This window comes from Thalassovita taeanensis (assembly GCF_900110775.1).
Lineage (GTDB): Bacteria > Pseudomonadota > Alphaproteobacteria > Rhodobacterales > Rhodobacteraceae > Litorimicrobium > Litorimicrobium taeanense.
This window is the reverse complement of sequence record NZ_FOEP01000014.1, coordinates 1-14,814: the sequence shown is the minus strand read 5'-3', so window position 1 is coordinate 14,814 and position 14,814 is coordinate 1. Positions and strand designations below refer to the sequence as shown.

The following is a 14,814-nucleotide window of genomic DNA, read 5'->3' as shown; positions in this document are numbered from 1 at the left end:
CCTGCGCCCGCAGGGGGCAGGTGCTAGCTCAGCTTATTGTAGACTTTTTCCAGCAGCAGGTTCAGCACCATCTGCTCTTCGCGCGACAGATCCTCGAACGCGTGGGCAAATGTTTCGTCCGCGATGGCACGCGCTTTGCGCCGCATCGAGTGGCCCGCATCGGTCAGCCGCACCTCGGTCACCCGCCCATCGCTTTGACGCGGTCCGGTGGTGACAAGCTGTTGCGCGGTCATCCGCTGGATGATCTTCGTCGCGGTATTCGGCTTGATGATACAAAATGTCGAAATTTCCGAGATCGACAGCGCCTGATCTTCGTAAAGCGACATGAGAACCCGCCAATAGGCGATGTCCATGCCGATTTCCTTCAACCGCCGCTCCATCACCTGCATGTAGAGCGACGATGTCTGGGTAATCCAGTAGAACGGCCACTCAGCCTTGTGAAAATCCGCCTCATGCGGCGGTTTGGGGGGGGGCGAGGTATCTGTCATGATCGGGAACGTGTCGCTTTCGGCATTCATGTGCGGCGTGGGCAGCTTAGTCCATGCACAAAGCGACAGGAAGGGGGATGTGTTGACACAGCACAGTATCCTGATGATCGAGCGGAATTTTTTGCTGGCGATACGTGCGGCACCATAACCGAGTTCGCGCCGCCGATAATCAGCCGATCCGGCCTCTGACGGACAGAGCCGCTGTTACTTTTGCAGCGAGGAGAAAGTGGTGGGCGACCCTGGAATCGAACCAGGCGTGCGTCTCCGCGAGGGAGTTACAGTCCCCTGCCACACCTTGCGGCCTGTCGCCCACTTCCGACGGCGCTGCCGTCTGGTGAGGGGCTGATTACAAGCGTCGCAATGGGGCGTCAACAGGAAAATCCCTTGCAGGCGGATGCCGAGCAGCGCATTAACGCGACCACGGTTGGCACGAGGGGCAGGCACAATGAAGAAACCGAAATGGGTGGTCGAAAAAGAGCAGGCCAAGCGGGCCTCGGCTTCGGAAACGATCTGGTTGTTCGGATTGCACGCGGTGCGCGATGCGCTGATGAACCCGGCGCGCGTCAAGCTGCGGTTGGTGGTGACCAAGAACGCGATGGACAAGCTGGCCGATGCGATTGCCGTCTCGGGCGTCGAGCCCGAAGAGGTGGAGCCGCGCAAGTTCTCGGTGCCGATTGATCCGCAATCGGTGCACCAGGGCGCCGCGCTGGAGGTCAAACCGCTGGATTGGGGTCGACTGGCGGATACCTGTGTCGGCGTGCCGGACCGGGTGCCGCGCGTTGTGATGCTGGACCGGGTGACCGATCCGCATAACGTTGGGGCAATCCTGCGCTCGGCCGAAGTTTTCGGCGCCTGCGCCGTCATCGGCACCAAACACCATAGCGCCCCTGAGACCGGGGCCCTGGCCAAGACCGCCAGCGGTGCGCTGGAGCGGCAACCCTATCTGCGGGTGCGCAACCTGGCGGACGCGATGGAGGAGCTGCGGGCGATGGGGTATATCCTGCTGGGCCTGGACGGAGAGGCTGACATGACCATCGAACAAGCGCTGGAGGGGCGGCGTGACCGGCCTGTAGCGCTGATTCTGGGCGCCGAGGGGCCAGGCCTGCGTGAAAAGACCAAGGAAACCTGCGATCACCTTGTGAAAATCGCGTTCGCGGGCGGGTTTGGGTCGTTGAATGTGTCGAACGCGGCGGCAGTGGCGCTCTATGCGTCGCAAGAGCACTGAGGCGGGCGCCATAGATGTTTGCGGCGCGGCACGAACGATTGACGCCCCGTTCACAGAAACTTGAGGCAGTCTTTTATGTCGCGCAATGACACCTATGTAACATTGCACAAGCGCAGATGCGGAACCTCTGCGCTTTGTTTCACTGTCCCTCGTTCCGTGACTGGCGCCCAGGATTTTCCTGGGCGTTTTTTTCTTTTGCCAATGGATGTCGCGAGGTATCGGTAGAGCATGAGCGAACAATATTCCGACGAATTCCTGAAAACCGTCCTGACACGCACAAAACGCGTGGCCGTGGTCGGCGTGTCGATGAACCCGGTGCGGCCAAGTTACTATGTAACGCGGTATCTGAGCCTGAAGGGGTATACGGTGCTTCCGGTCAACCCCGGCCATGCGGGCGAGATGTTGTTCGGCCAGACCGTGCGCGCGTCTTTGGCAGAAATCGAGGGCGGGGTGGATATGGTGGATATTTTTCGCCGCTCAGACCACGTGCTACCAATTGTCGATGAGGCGCTGGCCTGTTTTCCTCAGCTGCAGACGATCTGGATGCAGATCGGTGTGGAGCACGCAGGCGCGGCAGAGGTTGCGCGGGCACGCGGTGTGGATGTGGTGATGAACCGCTGCCCCAAGATCGAGTATCAGCGCCTGTTCGGTGAGCTGCGCATGGGTGGGTTTGCCACCGGGATTATTTCGTCAAAACTGTAATCGCCTGCGGCGGGCAGGGCGGGGGCTGTCTGCCCCCACCGTTGGAAATCTGTGGATTTCCAACGCCCCCGAGGATATTTTGAAAATGTGAAAATGTGAAAATGAATTAGGATTCGGGGCGCGCGGCTTTTTCTGCGATGCCGGATGTGCCTTGGCGGCGGGCGAGTTCGGCCATGACGTCGGACAGGGGGACGTCACGAGATTGCAGCATCACCAGCAGGTGGAACAGGACATCGGCGGCCTCGGAGGTGAGGCGGGTGCGGTCGCCTTTGATGGCTTCGATGATGGCCTCGATGGCTTCTTCGCCAAACTTCTCGGCGCATTTTTCCGGGCCTTTGGCCAGAAGTTTGGCGGTCCAGCTTGACTCGGGGGCTGCGGACGCGCGCGCGGCGATGGTGTTGGCCAGATCGTCGAGTGTCATTCGAGCCTCATGGGGATGCCGGCGGCGGCCATGTGATCTTTGGCCTGACGGATGGTGTAATCGCCGAAGTGAAAGATTGAAGCCGCGAGGACGGCAGAGGCGCCGCCTTTGGTCACGCCTTCGACCAGATGATCAAGGTTGCCGACACCGCCTGACGCGATGACGGGAATATCCACCGCGTCGCTGATCGCGCGGGTCAGCGGCAAGTTGAAGCCTTGCTTGGTGCCGTCACGGTCCATCGAGGTCAGCAAGATCTCGCCCGCCCCCTTCGCCGCCACGAGCTTGGCAAACTCCACGGCGTCGATGCCGGTGGGTTTGCGTCCGCCATGGGTGAAAATCTCCCACTTGCCCGGCGCGACAGTCTTGGCGTCGATGGCGACCACGATGCATTGGCTGCCGAACTGGTCAGCGGCTTGGGCCACGACATCGGGATTGGCAACGGCGGCGGAGTTGAAACTGACCTTATCGGCGCCAGCCAGAAGGAGCGCGCGGACGTCGGCCACAGTGCGAACGCCACCGCCAACGGTTAGCGGGATATAACACTGCTCGGCCGTGCGGGTGACCACGTCGAACATGGTGCCGCGGTTTTCGTGGGTGGCGTGGATGTCGAGAAAGCACAGCTCGTCCGCGCCGGCGGCATCGTAGGCGCGGGCGGATTCGACCGGGTCGCCCGCATCGCGCAGGCCGACGAAATTCACGCCCTTGACCACGCGGCCATCGGCGACATCAAGGCAGGGGATGATACGGGTTTTCAGCATGGCCTGACCTTACTGGGTTGTGGTCTGTTTCGGCAAGCATCGTGACGCTGGCGCAGGTTGGTTGGAGTATTTGGGGCAAGACAAAAACACAGTATGCCCCAAAACGGTGCTGTTCATTGGCGAAGGGTTTGCAGCGCTTCTTTTAGATCAATCGCGCCGTCATAAAGCGCGCGGCCAGAGATGGCCCCATTCAGAGGCGCGCCGCAGTTTTTCAGGGCGATCAGATCGTTGATTGACGACACGCCGCCGCTTGCGATCACCGGGATCGACACCGCGTTGGCGAGGGCGGCTGTCGCCTCGATGTTAGGGCCTTGCATTGCACCGTCGCGGTTGATGTCGGTGTAAATGATCGCGGCCACGCCTGCGTCCTCGAACGAGCGGGCCAGATCGGTGACCTGCACATTGGTTTCCTCGGCCCAGCCTTTGGTGGCGACAAAGCCGTTGCGGGCGTCAATGCCGACGGCAACCTGACCCGGAAAAGCCTTGGCGGCCTGCCGCACCAGTGCGGGGTTTTCCACCGCTACGGTGCCCAGGATCACACGGGCCAGACCCCGCGACAGCCAGCGTTCGATCGTGGCCATGTCGCGGATGCCGCCGCCAAGCTGGGCGGGGACTTTGGTCCGACGCAGGATTTCTTCGACCGGGGCGGCATTTACCGGCTCGCCTGCGAAGGCGCCGTTCAGATCCACCAGATGCAGCCATTCGCAACCCGCCTCGACAAACTCTATCGCTTGGGCGGCGGGGTCGTCGTTGAAAACGGTGGCGCGGGTCATCTCGCCTTTGACAAGGCGCACGGCCTTGCCATCCTTGAGGTCAATCGCGGGGTAGAGGATCATCGGGCGCGCCTTTATCTGTCTTGGTTGCAGCCGTTTTGCACGGGCGGGGGGGAAATGCAACTTGACCCTATGTCAGACTTGATCGCGCGGGGCCCTGCGGGGCAGGATCACGGCGCGATCATGGGAGGATTGAACAATGAATAAACTGACACTTGCGATAGCGTTTGCAGTGGTTGGCGCGGGCGCGGCCCTCGCCGACCCGGTTGAGGGCGTGTGGAAAACACAGGTCGACGATGGTGCATATGCGCATGTCGCGATTGCCCCGTGCGGCGCCAAGATCTGTGGTACGATTACGCGCACCTTCAATTCAGGTGGCGAATATAAATCCGGTAATATCGGCAAGAAACTGGTCTGGGATATGCAGGCAAATGGCAAGGGCCATTACGCGAGCGGCAAGATCTGGCAGCCTTCTTCGGACAAGGTCTATCGGTCGAAAATGGCGCTGTCGGGCGATACGTTGAAAGTGTCGGGCTGCATCGGGCCGATTTGTAAGAAACAAAGCTGGAACCGCGTCAAATAACAGCGATCTGGGCGAAAACCTGCCTTTTGCGTGCGGCGGCAGAAGGCAGGGTGCGGCACCCCATTTGGGCAGGGCGCGACTTGTGATATGATCACTCATGTCTTTTGCGGAGTGTGCTGAGATGTGGTTGCGGTTTTCTGTTTGCGTTGTTGCTCTGGCCTTGATGGCCGTGCCTGCCTTGGCGGATGCTTTGCTTGGGGTGTGGCTGACCAAACCGGACAAGAAGGGGCAGGTGGCACATGTCGTGGCTGCGCCCTGTGGCCAAGGCGTTTGCGGCACGATCGCGCGCACGTTCGACAAGGCAGGCAAAGCGATTACCACACCAAACATTGGCAAGCGGATTTTCTGGGATATGAAACCGGTTTCTCCCGGCGCCTATGAGGGCCGCGCCTGGCTGCCGCTGCACAGGGTCGAATTTGACGGCAAGATGGCGGTCAACGGGGACAAGCTGACCGTCAGAGGCTGTATTGCGATGGTGTGCCAGTCGCAGGTTTGGACCCGCCTGCGCTGAACCGATCATGTTGCCTGACGTGTCGTCACTTCATCGTGAGAGCGATGGCCGCAGCGTTGCCGATCGCCTGAGACTGTGCGTGCATCTGACACGCAACAGGACAGGAAGGAACATCGTATGCTGATGCCGCGCCAGAAGACACCCGACCTGCGGGTCGACACGGTTGGAACGGGGGCAGGGGTGTTTACCCTGTCACAGGAAACATCGGAACGGGGCACCGTTGTGTGCTTTTACCGCGGGCTGCACTGCCCGATCTGCGCCAATTATCTGAAGGAATTTGAACGGCTTGTGCCCGAGTTTGCCAAGCGTGGCGTGGGCTGCATCGCAGTCAGTTCGGACCCGCAGGACCGGGCCGAAGCCATGGCCGAGAAGATCGGCGCATCGGGTCTGCGGATCGGATATGGTCTGCCGCTGAGCGTGGCGCGCGACTGGGGGCTGTATATCTCGACCTCGCGCGGGGTGACGTCGATCGGGATCGAAGAGCCTGCGCTATTTTCCGAGCCGGGCCTGTTCATGGTCTCGCCGGATCAGGCGCTGTACTATGGCTCGGTGCAGACGATGCCGTTTGTGCGGCCGCATTTTTCCGAGCTGCTAAGCGCACTGGATTTTGCAATCGACAAGAATTATCCCGCACGCGGCGAATATAGCGGCGCGGTCTAAGTGCTTGATTGGGCGCCGGATTACGGCGCCCAGTTCAGGAAGTTTCCGATCAGGCGGAGCCCGGTTTTTTGGCTTTTTTCCGGGTGGAACTGCATGCCAAGCAGGTTGTCGCGCCCGACAATCGCGGTGATTGGCCCGGCGTAGTCGACATGCGCCAGCAAATGCGCGGGGTCTGCAACTTTCATGTGATAGCTGTGCACGAAATAGGCGTGATCGCCGGTTTTGATCCCGTCAAACACCGGATGCGGCTGGTCGATGACCAGATCGTTCCAGCCCATGTGGGGCACTTTCAGATGCGGGTCAGTAGGGGTGATGCGGTCGACGGTGCCGCCGATCCAGTCGAAACCGGGGGTTTCGGCGTATTCCATGCCGCGCGTTGCCAGCATCTGCATGCCGATGCAAATGCCAAGGAACGGCTTGCCGCCGGTGATCACGGCCTCTTCCATCGCTTCGAACAGGCCACGGTGGTCGAACAGTTCTTTGCGGCAGGCGGGAAACGCGCCATCGCCGGGCAACACAACCCGGCTGGCGCGGCGCACCGTGTCAGGGTCCGAGGTGACGATGACCTCGCCCGCGCCGACCTCGCGCGCCATGCGCTGAAAGGCTTTTTCGGCCGAGTGCAGGTTGCCGCTTTCGTAATCGACAATAACGGTGGTCATCGTAAGCTTCCTTTTTCGCGCAGTTTTTCGCTCAGTCTGATCCGAAAACCGGGACCCATTTTCGGGGTGGGTTCAGAGCGCGCCTTTGGTCGATGGGATGGCGTCGGATTTACGCGGATCGACCTCGACGGCCTCGCGCAGGGCGCGGGCGACGGATTTAAACGCGGCTTCGGCGACGTGGTGCGCGTTGAAGCCGTGCAGCTGATCGACATGCAGGGTGATGCCGCCATGGGTGCTAAGGGCTTGAAAAAACTCACGAACCAGTTCGGTATCGAAGGTGCCGATCTTGGGCGCTTTGAATTCGACGTTCCAGATCAGATAGGGGCGCGCGGACAGATCCAGCGCACAGCGCACCTGTGCATCATCCATCGGCAGCAGGCAGCTGCCGTAGCGGCGGATGCCCTTTTTGTCGCCCAGAGCCTGCGCCAGCGCCTGACCCAATGCGATGCCGGTATCCTCGACCGTGTGGTGATCGTCGATGTGGTAATCGCCCTTGGCGCTGATGGTCATGTCGATCAGCGAATGGCGCGCCAGTTGATCCAGCATGTGGTCGAAAAAGCCGACCCCGGTCTGGTTGTCATACGCGCCGGTGCCGTCAAGATTGACGGTGACCGAAATCTCGGTCTCGGCGGTGGAGCGGGTGATCGTGCTGCTGCGCATGGCGGGCATCCTTTGTTCGTTGCTGCCGCTTATAGGCGGCGATGGCGGTGCAGAAAAGCCTTTCTGAGCAAAGCGCTGTTTCGGGGTGAGCTGATCCCCGGGCGGCGGCGGCATCAAGTATTCCGTCAACGGGCGCAGCCGTGCTAGGGTGGGGCATTTAAGGGAGATTTTGGTATGCGGTATTACGTCGGTATTACGTCGGTATTTTGTCTGTGCGCCGCGCTTGCGGCCTGCACGGTAACAGACCGGGGATATCGACGGCTTTCAACCCAGAACGAGGCCTGCGCCGGTGTGGTGGCGCTGTCCGAGCGCAACACCGAGGGCAAGGCCTTGGAGGTGGGCGCGCAGACGCTGCGGGCGAGCGACGATGATTATCCGCTGAACTGCTATTTTCAGTCGCACCGCCTGCCGGGGGTCGGCGCGTGGCAGCAGCAGGCGGAGGCTGTCGGCAAGGTGGTGGCGGATGTGGACCGTTTTGATCTGGCCTTCGTCGAGATCTCGGATCAGGGGCAGTTGCACGACGCGGCGCAGCTGAGCACGTTGTTGGAGCGGTTGCGCCAGAATGACCGCGACGGGCGGCAGAATTTCGTGGTGACCTATGTGCATGGCTGGCGGCATGATGCGGTGTTGCGCGACCGCGATTTGCAGAAATTCCGGATCTTGCTGGGCTATTCCCGCGCGGCGCTGAATGCGCGCTGTATTGACGGCGGAGATTATTGCAACGCGCGTCTGACCGGGGTGTTCATCGGTTGGCGCGGGCGGGCGTTTGCCGAGCCGCCGCTGACCTCGGACTTTGGGGTGACGCCGTTTGTGGCGGGGGCCTTGCCGACGATTTTCAACCGCAAGACCAAAAGCGATGACCTGGGGCGCGGGCGAGAGTCGGTGTTGGGGCAGGTGCTGAAGGCGGTCGAGTATCCGCTGGCGTTGAAGCAGGGCGATCCGCGGGCGGACAAGCTGTTGATCGTGGGCCATTCATTGGGCGGGAATATGCTGTCGGGGGTGGCAGAGGATTACGCGCTGGACGCGATTGCGAAGCAGCGGTTGCCCAGCCGCAATGGTGATGATGCCCCGGTGATGAAGCCGTTTCTGGGCGATCTTGTGGTGCTGCTGAACCCGGCGGCGGAGGCGGCAAAGTGGACATCCTTGCAGCGGGCGATGCGGCAGCGGGCGGGATTGCGCGACGATGAATTTCAGATTGTCGGCAATGTCGGCGGCTATGATCCGGTGTTTCGCAAGCGGGTCAGGCCGTGGCGATTGATGTTTCCGCTGCATCAGCGGCCGGTCTATATCTCGATCACGGCGACGGCGAACTGGTTTCAGAATGCACAGAACAGCCGCGAGGTGCGCAGTGACTTTGCCACCAGCACGCTGTTTCCTATCACCCGCAGCCTGATCGGCAAGAAAGGCGCCGAGGAGACCAAGGCAATCGGGCATTTGGTGCCGACCTACAGCAAGGCGCCGGACAATCCGCGCCCGTTGTCGCAGGTCGAGCGGGGCCGGGCGCAGCCGCGCGAGATTCTGGTCGGGCCGCCGATTGGGGCAACGCATGAGATGAGCGTGAACGACAGCGGCGGGGCGCCTGCGAGTTATGGCAACAGCACGGTGCCGGATCTGTCGTGGTGCAGCGCCGCGAATGGGTGGTTGTATCAGGCGCGCCGCGCCAAGAAGGCATTGAATGGCGGTGGGGTGAATGCCACCGATGCCGGGTGGGAATACGGGTTGGAGCGCGCGCCGGACGGGCCGTTGCAGGCGATGCCGAATATTGCGGTGGGGCACAACGCGGCCTCGGTGCAGTGGCGGCATGCGCTGTATCTGAGGGGGCGGGAAAATCGCGCCTCGGTCGCGTCGTCGCGCAGCCCGTTCTGGAATGTGCGGGCCTATGATACGGCGGTGAAAGAGCATGCCGGCTGGGTCAGCTATCCGATGTGGTGTGCGATCAATCAGCTGGTGCTGGACGATGTGACCTATCGCGGGCGGCCGGATGAGATTGTGGCCGAGGTGATTGAAGAGCAGATCGAGGAGGAGAAGGCGGTGCGGGCGCTGAACCCGTAAATCGCCGTTGCGGTGCGGGCGCGGACGTGACAGCCTGCGCCCAGCAAGAATGAGGCCCAGATGACAACCTGTGTATTTGTCCAGATCCGATGCAAGCCCGGCACCACCTATCGTGTGGCCGAGGAAATCGTCCTGCGCGAGATCCATTCCGAGCTGTATTCCACCAGCGGCGATTTCGACCTGCTGATGAAGCTGTATATTCCGACCGATCAGGATGTCGGCAAGTACATCAATGACCAGCTGTTGGATATTGCCGGGATCGAGCGGTCGTTGACGACGCTGACCTTCAAGGCGTTCTGATCGCGGGGATGGCCGCGGCGACGCGCAGCAAAAAGCGGCGCAGGTCATCCGGGGCAATCGGTTTATAGAGCAGATCAAGTCCGGCGTCTTGTCCGGCCCGCGCCACAACCGCCGAGCGGTTGGCGGTGGCAAGGCAGGCCGGGACCGGGCCGATTGCGCGGCGCAACGCGCGGATGACATCCGAGCCCAGCTCGCCATGATCCAGTTGATAATCGGCCACGATCACGTTGGGGGCCACGTCGGCTTCGGCCAGAAGGTCGCGCGCGTCGGCGCCGCTGGCGCAGGCCAGAACGGCAACGTCCCATTGCTCCATCGCGACGGTCAGGGCGTCGCGCAGGGCATCGTCGTTTTCAATCAGCAGGACAATCAGGTTGCGCAGGCTGGGGTGCGGCGTGCCTTGGCTGGGCAGCGGCGGCGGTGCTGGCGGCGCGGGGGCGCGTTTGGCCAGCGGCAGTTCGACCGAGAACAGCGTGCCCTGTCCGGGCCGCGAGGTCAGGTGCAGCGGGTGGTTCAGCAAGGCGCAGGCGCGTTCGACGATGGCCAGCCCCAGCCCCAGGCCTTCGCTGGCGCTGGCGGTCAGGCCGACGCGGTGAAACTCGCGAAAGATCAGGTCCTGTTGGTCCTCGGCAATGCCGGGGCCGGTGTCGTGCACCTCGATCCGGATGCTGGTTTTGGTGCGTCGCGCCCCCACCAGAACCCGCCCGGTTTCGGTATAGCGCACAGCGTTGGCCATCAGGTTTTGCAGGATGCGGCGCAGATAGGTGGCATCGCTGGCGACCAGCGCCTGACTGGGCACGACCCGCAGGTCCAGCCCCTTTTGACGCGCCAGCGGGGCCAGTTCATCCGCGAGCTGGGTCATCACCCGGTGCAATGAGACCGTGCCGATGGTCACGTCAGCGCGCCCCGAATCGAGTTTGGAGATGTCCAGCAGCGCCCCAAGGATGCTTTCGACGCTGCTGAGCGCGTTGTTGGCGCGGGTCAGCACGGCGCGGGTCTGACTGTCGGGGTGATCGGAGGCCACGGATTCGACATAGAGCTTGGCCGCAGACAGCGGTTGCAGCAGGTCGTGGCTGGCGGCGGCCACGAACCGGGACTTGGAGGCGTTGGCGCGCTCGGCCTCGGCCAGCGCGTCTTCGAGTTCCAGTGTGCGTTCGATCACGCGCTGTTCGAGCTTCTGGTTCGCGTCATAGACGGCGCGCACGGCCGCGCGTTCGCGGGTGACGTCGGTGAAGGAGAACACGAACCCCTTGTCGGGCATTTCCTGCGCAAACACCGTCAGCGTTTTGGAGTTGCTGTGCGACACCTCGAACGACAGGGGCGGGCGGTCGCCTTCGGTGGTCACCCAGTCTTCGATTTCTTGGGCGGACAGGTGGCTGGGCGCGCGCATTTCGTGGCGGAAGCGTTCGAACAGCATCAAAAAACCGATCCCCATGCGAAACCGGCTGAGCGAGATTGACAGCAGTTCGCTGGCGCGCTGGTTCCAGCCCACCAGCCGGGCGTGGCTGTCGAAGATGCACACGCCCTGATCGAGATGTTCCAGCGTGGCGCGGATCAGCTTGGCCTGATCATCCAGCATCCGGTCGCGTTCCTGCCGTTGCAGGCGGATGATGTCGGTCACGTCGGTTTGCAGGATCACCGTGCCCCGGTCGGGGGTGCGGTGTTCGCTGACCTGCACCCAGCGGTTCCAGATCATGCGGACGTTGAAGATGACGTGGTTGTCCTTGTGCCGTGTCATCCGGCGCGCGGCCCAATCCTGTGGGCGCTCGGCATCAGACAGGGACAGGAACTGCGAATGGCTGACCAGTTCGATATAGTCGCGAAAGCTGAGCCCCGGCACCAGATGGTCGCGGATATCGGGCATGTGCATGCCGAAGCGGCTGTTGCACATCACCAGCTGTTCATCGGCGTTGAACAGCGCGAAGCCTTCCTGCACGGTTTCGATGGCGTTGGTCAGGTTGGCGCGGGCGGATTCGGTTTCGCGGTTGGCCTCGGCCAGCTGGGCGTTGGACAGGTTTAGCAGGTCCAGCGCGCGGGCAAGATCGCGGGTGCGGGCGCGTACTTCTTCTTCCAGCATGACGGCGCGCTGAAACTGCGTGAAGGCGGCGCCCGAGGCATCGGAGCCCTGTTCGACCCGGCGCATCAGGGCGGCGCTGATTCTGAGCAGCTTTTCATTCTGCCGCTCGAGCGTGTCGTGCGGATCAATCAGCGCGTGGGTCATGGCCGGGCCTGCGTTTTGGGCGGGTAGATCGCCACGCCGGTCAGGGTCTGGTTCACATGCATTGAATTCATCTGCTCGCCGTAGGTGGAAAACCCGACCACCCTGTTGCGCGCCAGAATGTCCGAGATCCGCCCGGTGATCTGTTTTTGCTGCGCCTCGATTTTGCGCAGGATGCAGTCGCAGGCCAGAATGGTATCGGGGGCGCCGTGGGCTGACAGGGCGGCAATTTCGTTTTCCAGATGGCGGGCCATGTTCATCGGTTCGGCCAGGGTCAGCACGAGGCCTTCGTCGATGGCCGAATAGAACACCAGATCGCCGTTGCGTTCCACCCGCTGGATCGAGCGCACGTGGTGCTGCCCGCCGATGCGCACCACAAGCGGGTGGGCGGCAAAGGTGAAGGTGGTCAGCTGTTCGGGGTCCTTTCCCAGCACGCGGGCGTATTCGCGGGCCGCAGGCTCGGCGTTGATTTCATGCACGATGCGGCGGTCAGGGTGGGCGCCGGTGACCACCATGCGCTGTTGGGTGGGGACAAAGTGGTCGGTTTTGAACACTTTGATCGGGCAGGTCGTGCGCAGCTGCGCAACGAGGGCGGCATTGCCGTACGCGCGGCCATTGGCCAGCACGAAGGTCTGGGCAAAGGTGTCGCCATCGCCGGCCGAGCCGCCGAACAAGGGCACCGGCCCAAGCCCCATGGCCAGTTCGGCTGTCAGCTCGTCCTCGCGGCGGGACAGACCGTCGATCATCAGAAAGTTGAATTCATAGTCCCAGTCGGGCTGTTCGCGTGCCATCGCATTGCGCGATTGGATCATGCGGTCGATCAGGGGCGGGCCATCGAAGTTGTTCAGGTCCTCGATCAGCAGCATCCGCGCCCGGAATTGCGCACGCGGAAAGCCGACGGCAACGATTTCACCGTCGGAGTACCCTTTGCCGGAGATCTCGCCGGCGGTGGTGCAGCCCAGCACGAGCGCGTCGCCAAAGGCGCCCTGTGCACGGCGTGCGATGGCGGCAATATCGGCGTGCGACGAGACGAACAGCAGCACCAGTTCAAGCGGGGTGTCACCAAGGGCAAGCGCCAGATCGGTCAGCGGGTCTGTCGCGTCGCAGGGAACCGTTGCTGTGCGCACGATCCGGGGTGCGCAGGACTGTGCCTGCGTCGGACCTGTGATCTGGTCCATGCTGTTGCCTCCTCCACTGGCGATTGGCTGATCTTGGCGGTTCAGGGGCCGTCTTGCAAGATGCTGCTAAAGCTTGTTTCCTTGGCAATCAGCACGGCCTGAGTGCGGCTTTGGACGCCCAGCTTGCGCATGATCGCGGTGACATGCGCCTTGACGGTGGTTTCGGCGATCGACAGGTCGAAGGCGATCTGCTTGTTCAGTTTGCCGACGCAGATCAGGTGCAGGATGCGCGCCTGTTGATTGGTCAGAGTGGCCAGGCGGGCGCTGGCATCGTCGCCGGGCACGGTGTCGGTCCGGTCGGGCAGGTCGTGACCGTCGGGGATGAACACCTCGCCCCGGCTGAGTGCTGCGATCGCGGCGCGAAACACGTCGCGCTGGCTGTGTTTGGGCACGAAGCCTGAGGCACCGGCGTGAATGGCGGAACTGATCATGCGGGTTTCGGCCATCGAGGACACCACGACCACCGGCACCTGTGCTGTGGCCTTCAGCCGGATCAGCCCGTCGAACCCGTCGACGTCGGGCAGGTTCAGGTCCAGCACGATCAGGTCGGGGGCGCCGTGGGTGGCGATGTCGTTCAGGGCCTCGGCCAGGCTGGCGGCGTTGCGGATGTCTTTCAGCCCGGTCACGGTTTGCAGCGTCATCGACAGGGCGTCACAGAACAGCGGATGGTCATCCACGATCAGGGCCGACCGGAATGGCACCTCGTCCGGTGGGGCTGGGGTTTGGGGCATGGTGCTTGGTATCCGTGCGAAAGTGTGTGGGGGTAGAGTATCAATCCGCGCCTGTCGTGCAACGGGGCCATTGGTCGTAGGCATCGGGGTGTTGCCGAGAAAAGGCGGCGGACTAGGCCATTGGTCGAATAGTCTGGCGCTGCGGCTTTGCGTAGCGTGAGGGGATTACGCATGGGAGGACAGGAATGCAGCTTACCGATTCTCGCGAGATCGCAGCCGACCGGACTGAAATATGGGCGGCTTTGCTGTCGGCAGAGGTGCTGAAAGAATGCGTGCCGGGCTGTCAGAGCATGTCCGGTTCGCCGGAGGAGGGGTTTGAGGCCACGGTGGTGCAGAAGGTTGGCCCGGTCAAAGCCACATTCGTGGGCGCGGTCACCCTGTCGGACATGGTGCCGGGGCAAAGCCTGACCTTGTCGGGCGAGGGCAAGGGCGGTGCGGCAGGATTTGCCAAGGGCGCCGCCAAGGTTACGCTGGAGGATATCCCCGGTGGCACCCGGTTGGACTATGAGGTTGAGGCCAAGGTGGGCGGCAAGCTGGCGCAGCTGGGCAGCCGGATCATCGACGGGTTTGCCAAAAAGATGGCCGATCAGTTTTTCGAAAATTTCCAAAATGCTGTTGAAGGGGCCGGAGAGGCGGCCCCCGAAGAGGAGGTCATCGAGGAGGACGCCGTTGCGGCGGGCGATGAGGGACAGAAAAAGGGCTGGCTGAAGCGCGTCTTCACCAGCTGAGCGATGCAAACACGAGGGAGGAAAATATGACTGAGGTTTCAATGGTCGTGAACGGGAAAAAGGTTTCCCGTAACGTCGAGGGGCGCACGCTTCTGGTGCAGTTTCTGCGCGAGGGGCTGGAGCTGACGGGGACGCATGTTGGCTGCGACACCAGCCAATGCGGCGCCTGC

At 62.3% G+C, this 14,814-nt stretch carries 18 protein-coding genes and 1 tRNA gene; 9 read left to right on the top strand and 10 right to left on the bottom strand.

Annotated elements, in window-relative coordinates; genetic code table 11:
- Positions 1-23: 23 nt before the first annotated feature.
- Together BSF79_RS15610 and BSF79_RS19825 are read right to left on the bottom strand one after the other, a co-directional pair.
- Entirely contained in the window at positions 24-518 is a 495-nt protein-coding gene (locus BSF79_RS15610) for a MarR family winged helix-turn-helix transcriptional regulator (RefSeq protein WP_217650088.1), read from the bottom strand.
- A 197-nt stretch (positions 519-715) separates the two neighbouring features.
- Positions 716-799, bottom strand: a tRNA-Tyr gene (locus tag BSF79_RS19825).
- A gap of 134 nt (positions 800-933) precedes the next feature.
- On the opposite strand from BSF79_RS19825, the gene rlmB reads away from it, so the two are divergent.
- Together rlmB and BSF79_RS15600 are read left to right on the top strand one after the other, a co-directional pair.
- On the top strand, positions 934-1,713 hold the full coding sequence (gene rlmB, locus BSF79_RS15605; RefSeq protein ID WP_090270756.1) for a 23S rRNA (guanosine(2251)-2'-O)-methyltransferase RlmB: 780 nt from the start codon (positions 934-936) through the stop codon (positions 1,711-1,713).
- A 228-nt stretch (positions 1,714-1,941) separates the two neighbouring features.
- Positions 1,942-2,415 carry a CoA-binding protein gene (locus BSF79_RS15600; RefSeq protein WP_090270755.1) on the top strand — a complete coding sequence of 158 codons (474 nt, stop codon included), beginning with the start codon at positions 1,942-1,944 and terminating at the stop codon, positions 2,413-2,415.
- Between the two features lie 106 nt (positions 2,416-2,521).
- Here the strand turns inward: BSF79_RS15600 and BSF79_RS15595 are convergent, their stop codons facing one another.
- The 3 genes from BSF79_RS15595 to hisA all read right to left on the bottom strand — a co-directional run bounded on the left by BSF79_RS15595 (position 2,522) and on the right by hisA (position 4,430).
- Positions 2,522-2,836: a phosphoribosyl-ATP diphosphatase gene (locus BSF79_RS15595; protein WP_090270754.1), complete on the bottom strand. Its 315-nt coding sequence runs from the start codon at positions 2,834-2,836 to the stop codon at positions 2,522-2,524.
- A complete protein-coding gene (gene hisF / locus BSF79_RS15590; RefSeq protein ID WP_090270753.1) occupies positions 2,833-3,594 on the bottom strand; it encodes an imidazole glycerol phosphate synthase subunit HisF in 762 nt (253 codons plus the stop codon). Before hisF ends, BSF79_RS15595 begins: the two co-directional genes overlap by 4 nt.
- A 113-nt stretch (positions 3,595-3,707) precedes the next feature.
- Positions 3,708-4,430 carry a 1-(5-phosphoribosyl)-5-[(5-phosphoribosylamino)methylideneamino]imidazole-4-carboxamide isomerase gene (hisA, locus tag BSF79_RS15585; RefSeq protein ID WP_090270752.1) on the bottom strand — a complete coding sequence of 241 codons (723 nt, stop codon included), beginning with the start codon at positions 4,428-4,430 and terminating at the stop codon, positions 3,708-3,710.
- Positions 4,431-4,566: 136 nt separating this feature from the next.
- Between hisA and BSF79_RS15580 the strand changes: the two genes are divergently transcribed.
- The 3 genes from BSF79_RS15580 to BSF79_RS15570 all read left to right on the top strand — a co-directional run bounded on the left by BSF79_RS15580 (position 4,567) and on the right by BSF79_RS15570 (position 6,121).
- Positions 4,567-4,950, top strand: a complete 384-nt coding sequence (locus BSF79_RS15580) for a DUF2147 domain-containing protein (protein WP_090270751.1) — start codon at positions 4,567-4,569, stop codon at positions 4,948-4,950.
- Positions 4,951-5,047: 97 nt separating this feature from the next.
- The gene (locus BSF79_RS15575; protein ID WP_245776429.1) at positions 5,048-5,461 is read left to right on the top strand and encodes a DUF2147 domain-containing protein; all 414 of its coding nucleotides are present in this window, start codon (positions 5,048-5,050) and stop codon (positions 5,459-5,461) included.
- A 117-nt stretch (positions 5,462-5,578) separates the two neighbouring features.
- A complete protein-coding gene (locus tag BSF79_RS15570) occupies positions 5,579-6,121 on the top strand; it encodes a peroxiredoxin-like family protein (protein ID WP_090270750.1) in 543 nt (180 codons plus the stop codon).
- Positions 6,122-6,141: 20 nt separating this feature from the next.
- Here the strand turns inward: BSF79_RS15570 and hisH are convergent, their stop codons facing one another.
- A complete protein-coding gene (hisH, locus tag BSF79_RS15565) occupies positions 6,142-6,780 on the bottom strand; it encodes an imidazole glycerol phosphate synthase subunit HisH (RefSeq protein WP_090270749.1) in 639 nt (212 codons plus the stop codon).
- Positions 6,781-6,852: 72 nt separating this feature from the next.
- A complete protein-coding gene (gene hisB, locus BSF79_RS15560; protein ID WP_090270840.1) occupies positions 6,853-7,440 on the bottom strand; it encodes an imidazoleglycerol-phosphate dehydratase HisB in 588 nt (195 codons plus the stop codon).
- Between the two features lie 174 nt (positions 7,441-7,614).
- Here hisB and BSF79_RS15555 point away from each other — a divergent pair, with 174 nt between their 5' ends.
- Positions 7,615-9,492 (top strand): hypothetical protein, encoded by a 1,878-nt coding sequence (locus BSF79_RS15555; RefSeq protein ID WP_090270748.1) that lies wholly within the window; start codon positions 7,615-7,617, stop codon positions 9,490-9,492.
- Between the two features lie 60 nt (positions 9,493-9,552).
- The gene (locus BSF79_RS15550) at positions 9,553-9,792 is read left to right on the top strand and encodes an Lrp/AsnC family transcriptional regulator (RefSeq protein ID WP_090270747.1); all 240 of its coding nucleotides are present in this window, start codon (positions 9,553-9,555) and stop codon (positions 9,790-9,792) included.
- Here BSF79_RS15550 and BSF79_RS15545 read toward each other — a convergent pair.
- From BSF79_RS15545 to BSF79_RS15535, 3 genes are read right to left on the bottom strand one after another with little or no spacing between them, the layout of a single operon-like run.
- Complete coding sequence (locus tag BSF79_RS15545; RefSeq protein ID WP_090270746.1) at positions 9,779-12,010, bottom strand: hybrid sensor histidine kinase/response regulator; 2,232 nt, start codon at positions 12,008-12,010, stop codon at positions 9,779-9,781. The genes BSF79_RS15550 and BSF79_RS15545 overlap by 14 nt on opposite strands.
- A complete protein-coding gene (locus BSF79_RS15540) occupies positions 12,007-13,185 on the bottom strand; it encodes an FIST N-terminal domain-containing protein (RefSeq protein ID WP_090270745.1) in 1,179 nt (392 codons plus the stop codon). The genes BSF79_RS15545 and BSF79_RS15540 overlap by 4 nt, the downstream gene beginning before the upstream one ends.
- A gap of 41 nt (positions 13,186-13,226) precedes the next feature.
- Positions 13,227-13,916 (bottom strand): response regulator, encoded by a 690-nt coding sequence (locus BSF79_RS15535; RefSeq protein ID WP_090270744.1) that lies wholly within the window; start codon positions 13,914-13,916, stop codon positions 13,227-13,229.
- 185 nt (positions 13,917-14,101) lie between these two features.
- Between BSF79_RS15535 and BSF79_RS15530 the strand changes: the two genes are divergently transcribed.
- On the top strand, positions 14,102-14,644 hold the full coding sequence (locus tag BSF79_RS15530) for an SRPBCC family protein (protein ID WP_090270743.1): 543 nt from the start codon (positions 14,102-14,104) through the stop codon (positions 14,642-14,644).
- 26 nt (positions 14,645-14,670) lie between these two features.
- Positions 14,671-14,814: 2Fe-2S iron-sulfur cluster-binding protein (locus BSF79_RS15525; protein ID WP_139246467.1), on the top strand; the 144-nt coding region annotated here is incomplete at its 3' end.

Coding starts and splice junctions, on each gene's coding strand:
- BSF79_RS15610 (WP_217650088.1), bottom strand. CDS start 518: ATGAATGCCGAAAGCGACACGTTCCCGATCATGACAGATACCTCGCCC.
- BSF79_RS15535 (WP_090270744.1), bottom strand. CDS start 13,916: ATGCCCCAAACCCCAGCCCCACCGGACGAGGTGCCATTCCGGTCGGCC.
- hisH (WP_090270749.1), bottom strand. CDS start 6,780: ATGACCACCGTTATTGTCGATTACGAAAGCGGCAACCTGCACTCGGCC.
- BSF79_RS15550 (WP_090270747.1), top strand. CDS start 9,553: ATGACAACCTGTGTATTTGTCCAGATCCGATGCAAGCCCGGCACCACC.
- hisF (WP_090270753.1), bottom strand. CDS start 3,594: ATGCTGAAAACCCGTATCATCCCCTGCCTTGATGTCGCCGATGGCCGC.
- BSF79_RS15575 (WP_245776429.1), top strand. CDS start 5,048: ATGTCTTTTGCGGAGTGTGCTGAGATGTGGTTGCGGTTTTCTGTTTGC.
- BSF79_RS15540 (WP_090270745.1), bottom strand. CDS start 13,185: ATGGACCAGATCACAGGTCCGACGCAGGCACAGTCCTGCGCACCCCGG.
- BSF79_RS15530 (WP_090270743.1), top strand. CDS start 14,102: ATGCAGCTTACCGATTCTCGCGAGATCGCAGCCGACCGGACTGAAATA.
- rlmB (WP_090270756.1), top strand. CDS start 934: ATGAAGAAACCGAAATGGGTGGTCGAAAAAGAGCAGGCCAAGCGGGCC.
- BSF79_RS15570 (WP_090270750.1), top strand. CDS start 5,579: ATGCTGATGCCGCGCCAGAAGACACCCGACCTGCGGGTCGACACGGTT.
- hisB (WP_090270840.1), bottom strand. CDS start 7,440: ATGCGCAGCAGCACGATCACCCGCTCCACCGCCGAGACCGAGATTTCG.
- BSF79_RS15600 (WP_090270755.1), top strand. CDS start 1,942: ATGAGCGAACAATATTCCGACGAATTCCTGAAAACCGTCCTGACACGC.
- BSF79_RS15595 (WP_090270754.1), bottom strand. CDS start 2,836: ATGACACTCGACGATCTGGCCAACACCATCGCCGCGCGCGCGTCCGCA.
- BSF79_RS15580 (WP_090270751.1), top strand. CDS start 4,567: ATGAATAAACTGACACTTGCGATAGCGTTTGCAGTGGTTGGCGCGGGC.
- BSF79_RS15545 (WP_090270746.1), bottom strand. CDS start 12,010: ATGACCCACGCGCTGATTGATCCGCACGACACGCTCGAGCGGCAGAAT.
- hisA (WP_090270752.1), bottom strand. CDS start 4,430: ATGATCCTCTACCCCGCGATTGACCTCAAGGATGGCAAGGCCGTGCGC.
- BSF79_RS15555 (WP_090270748.1), top strand. CDS start 7,615: ATGCGGTATTACGTCGGTATTACGTCGGTATTTTGTCTGTGCGCCGCG.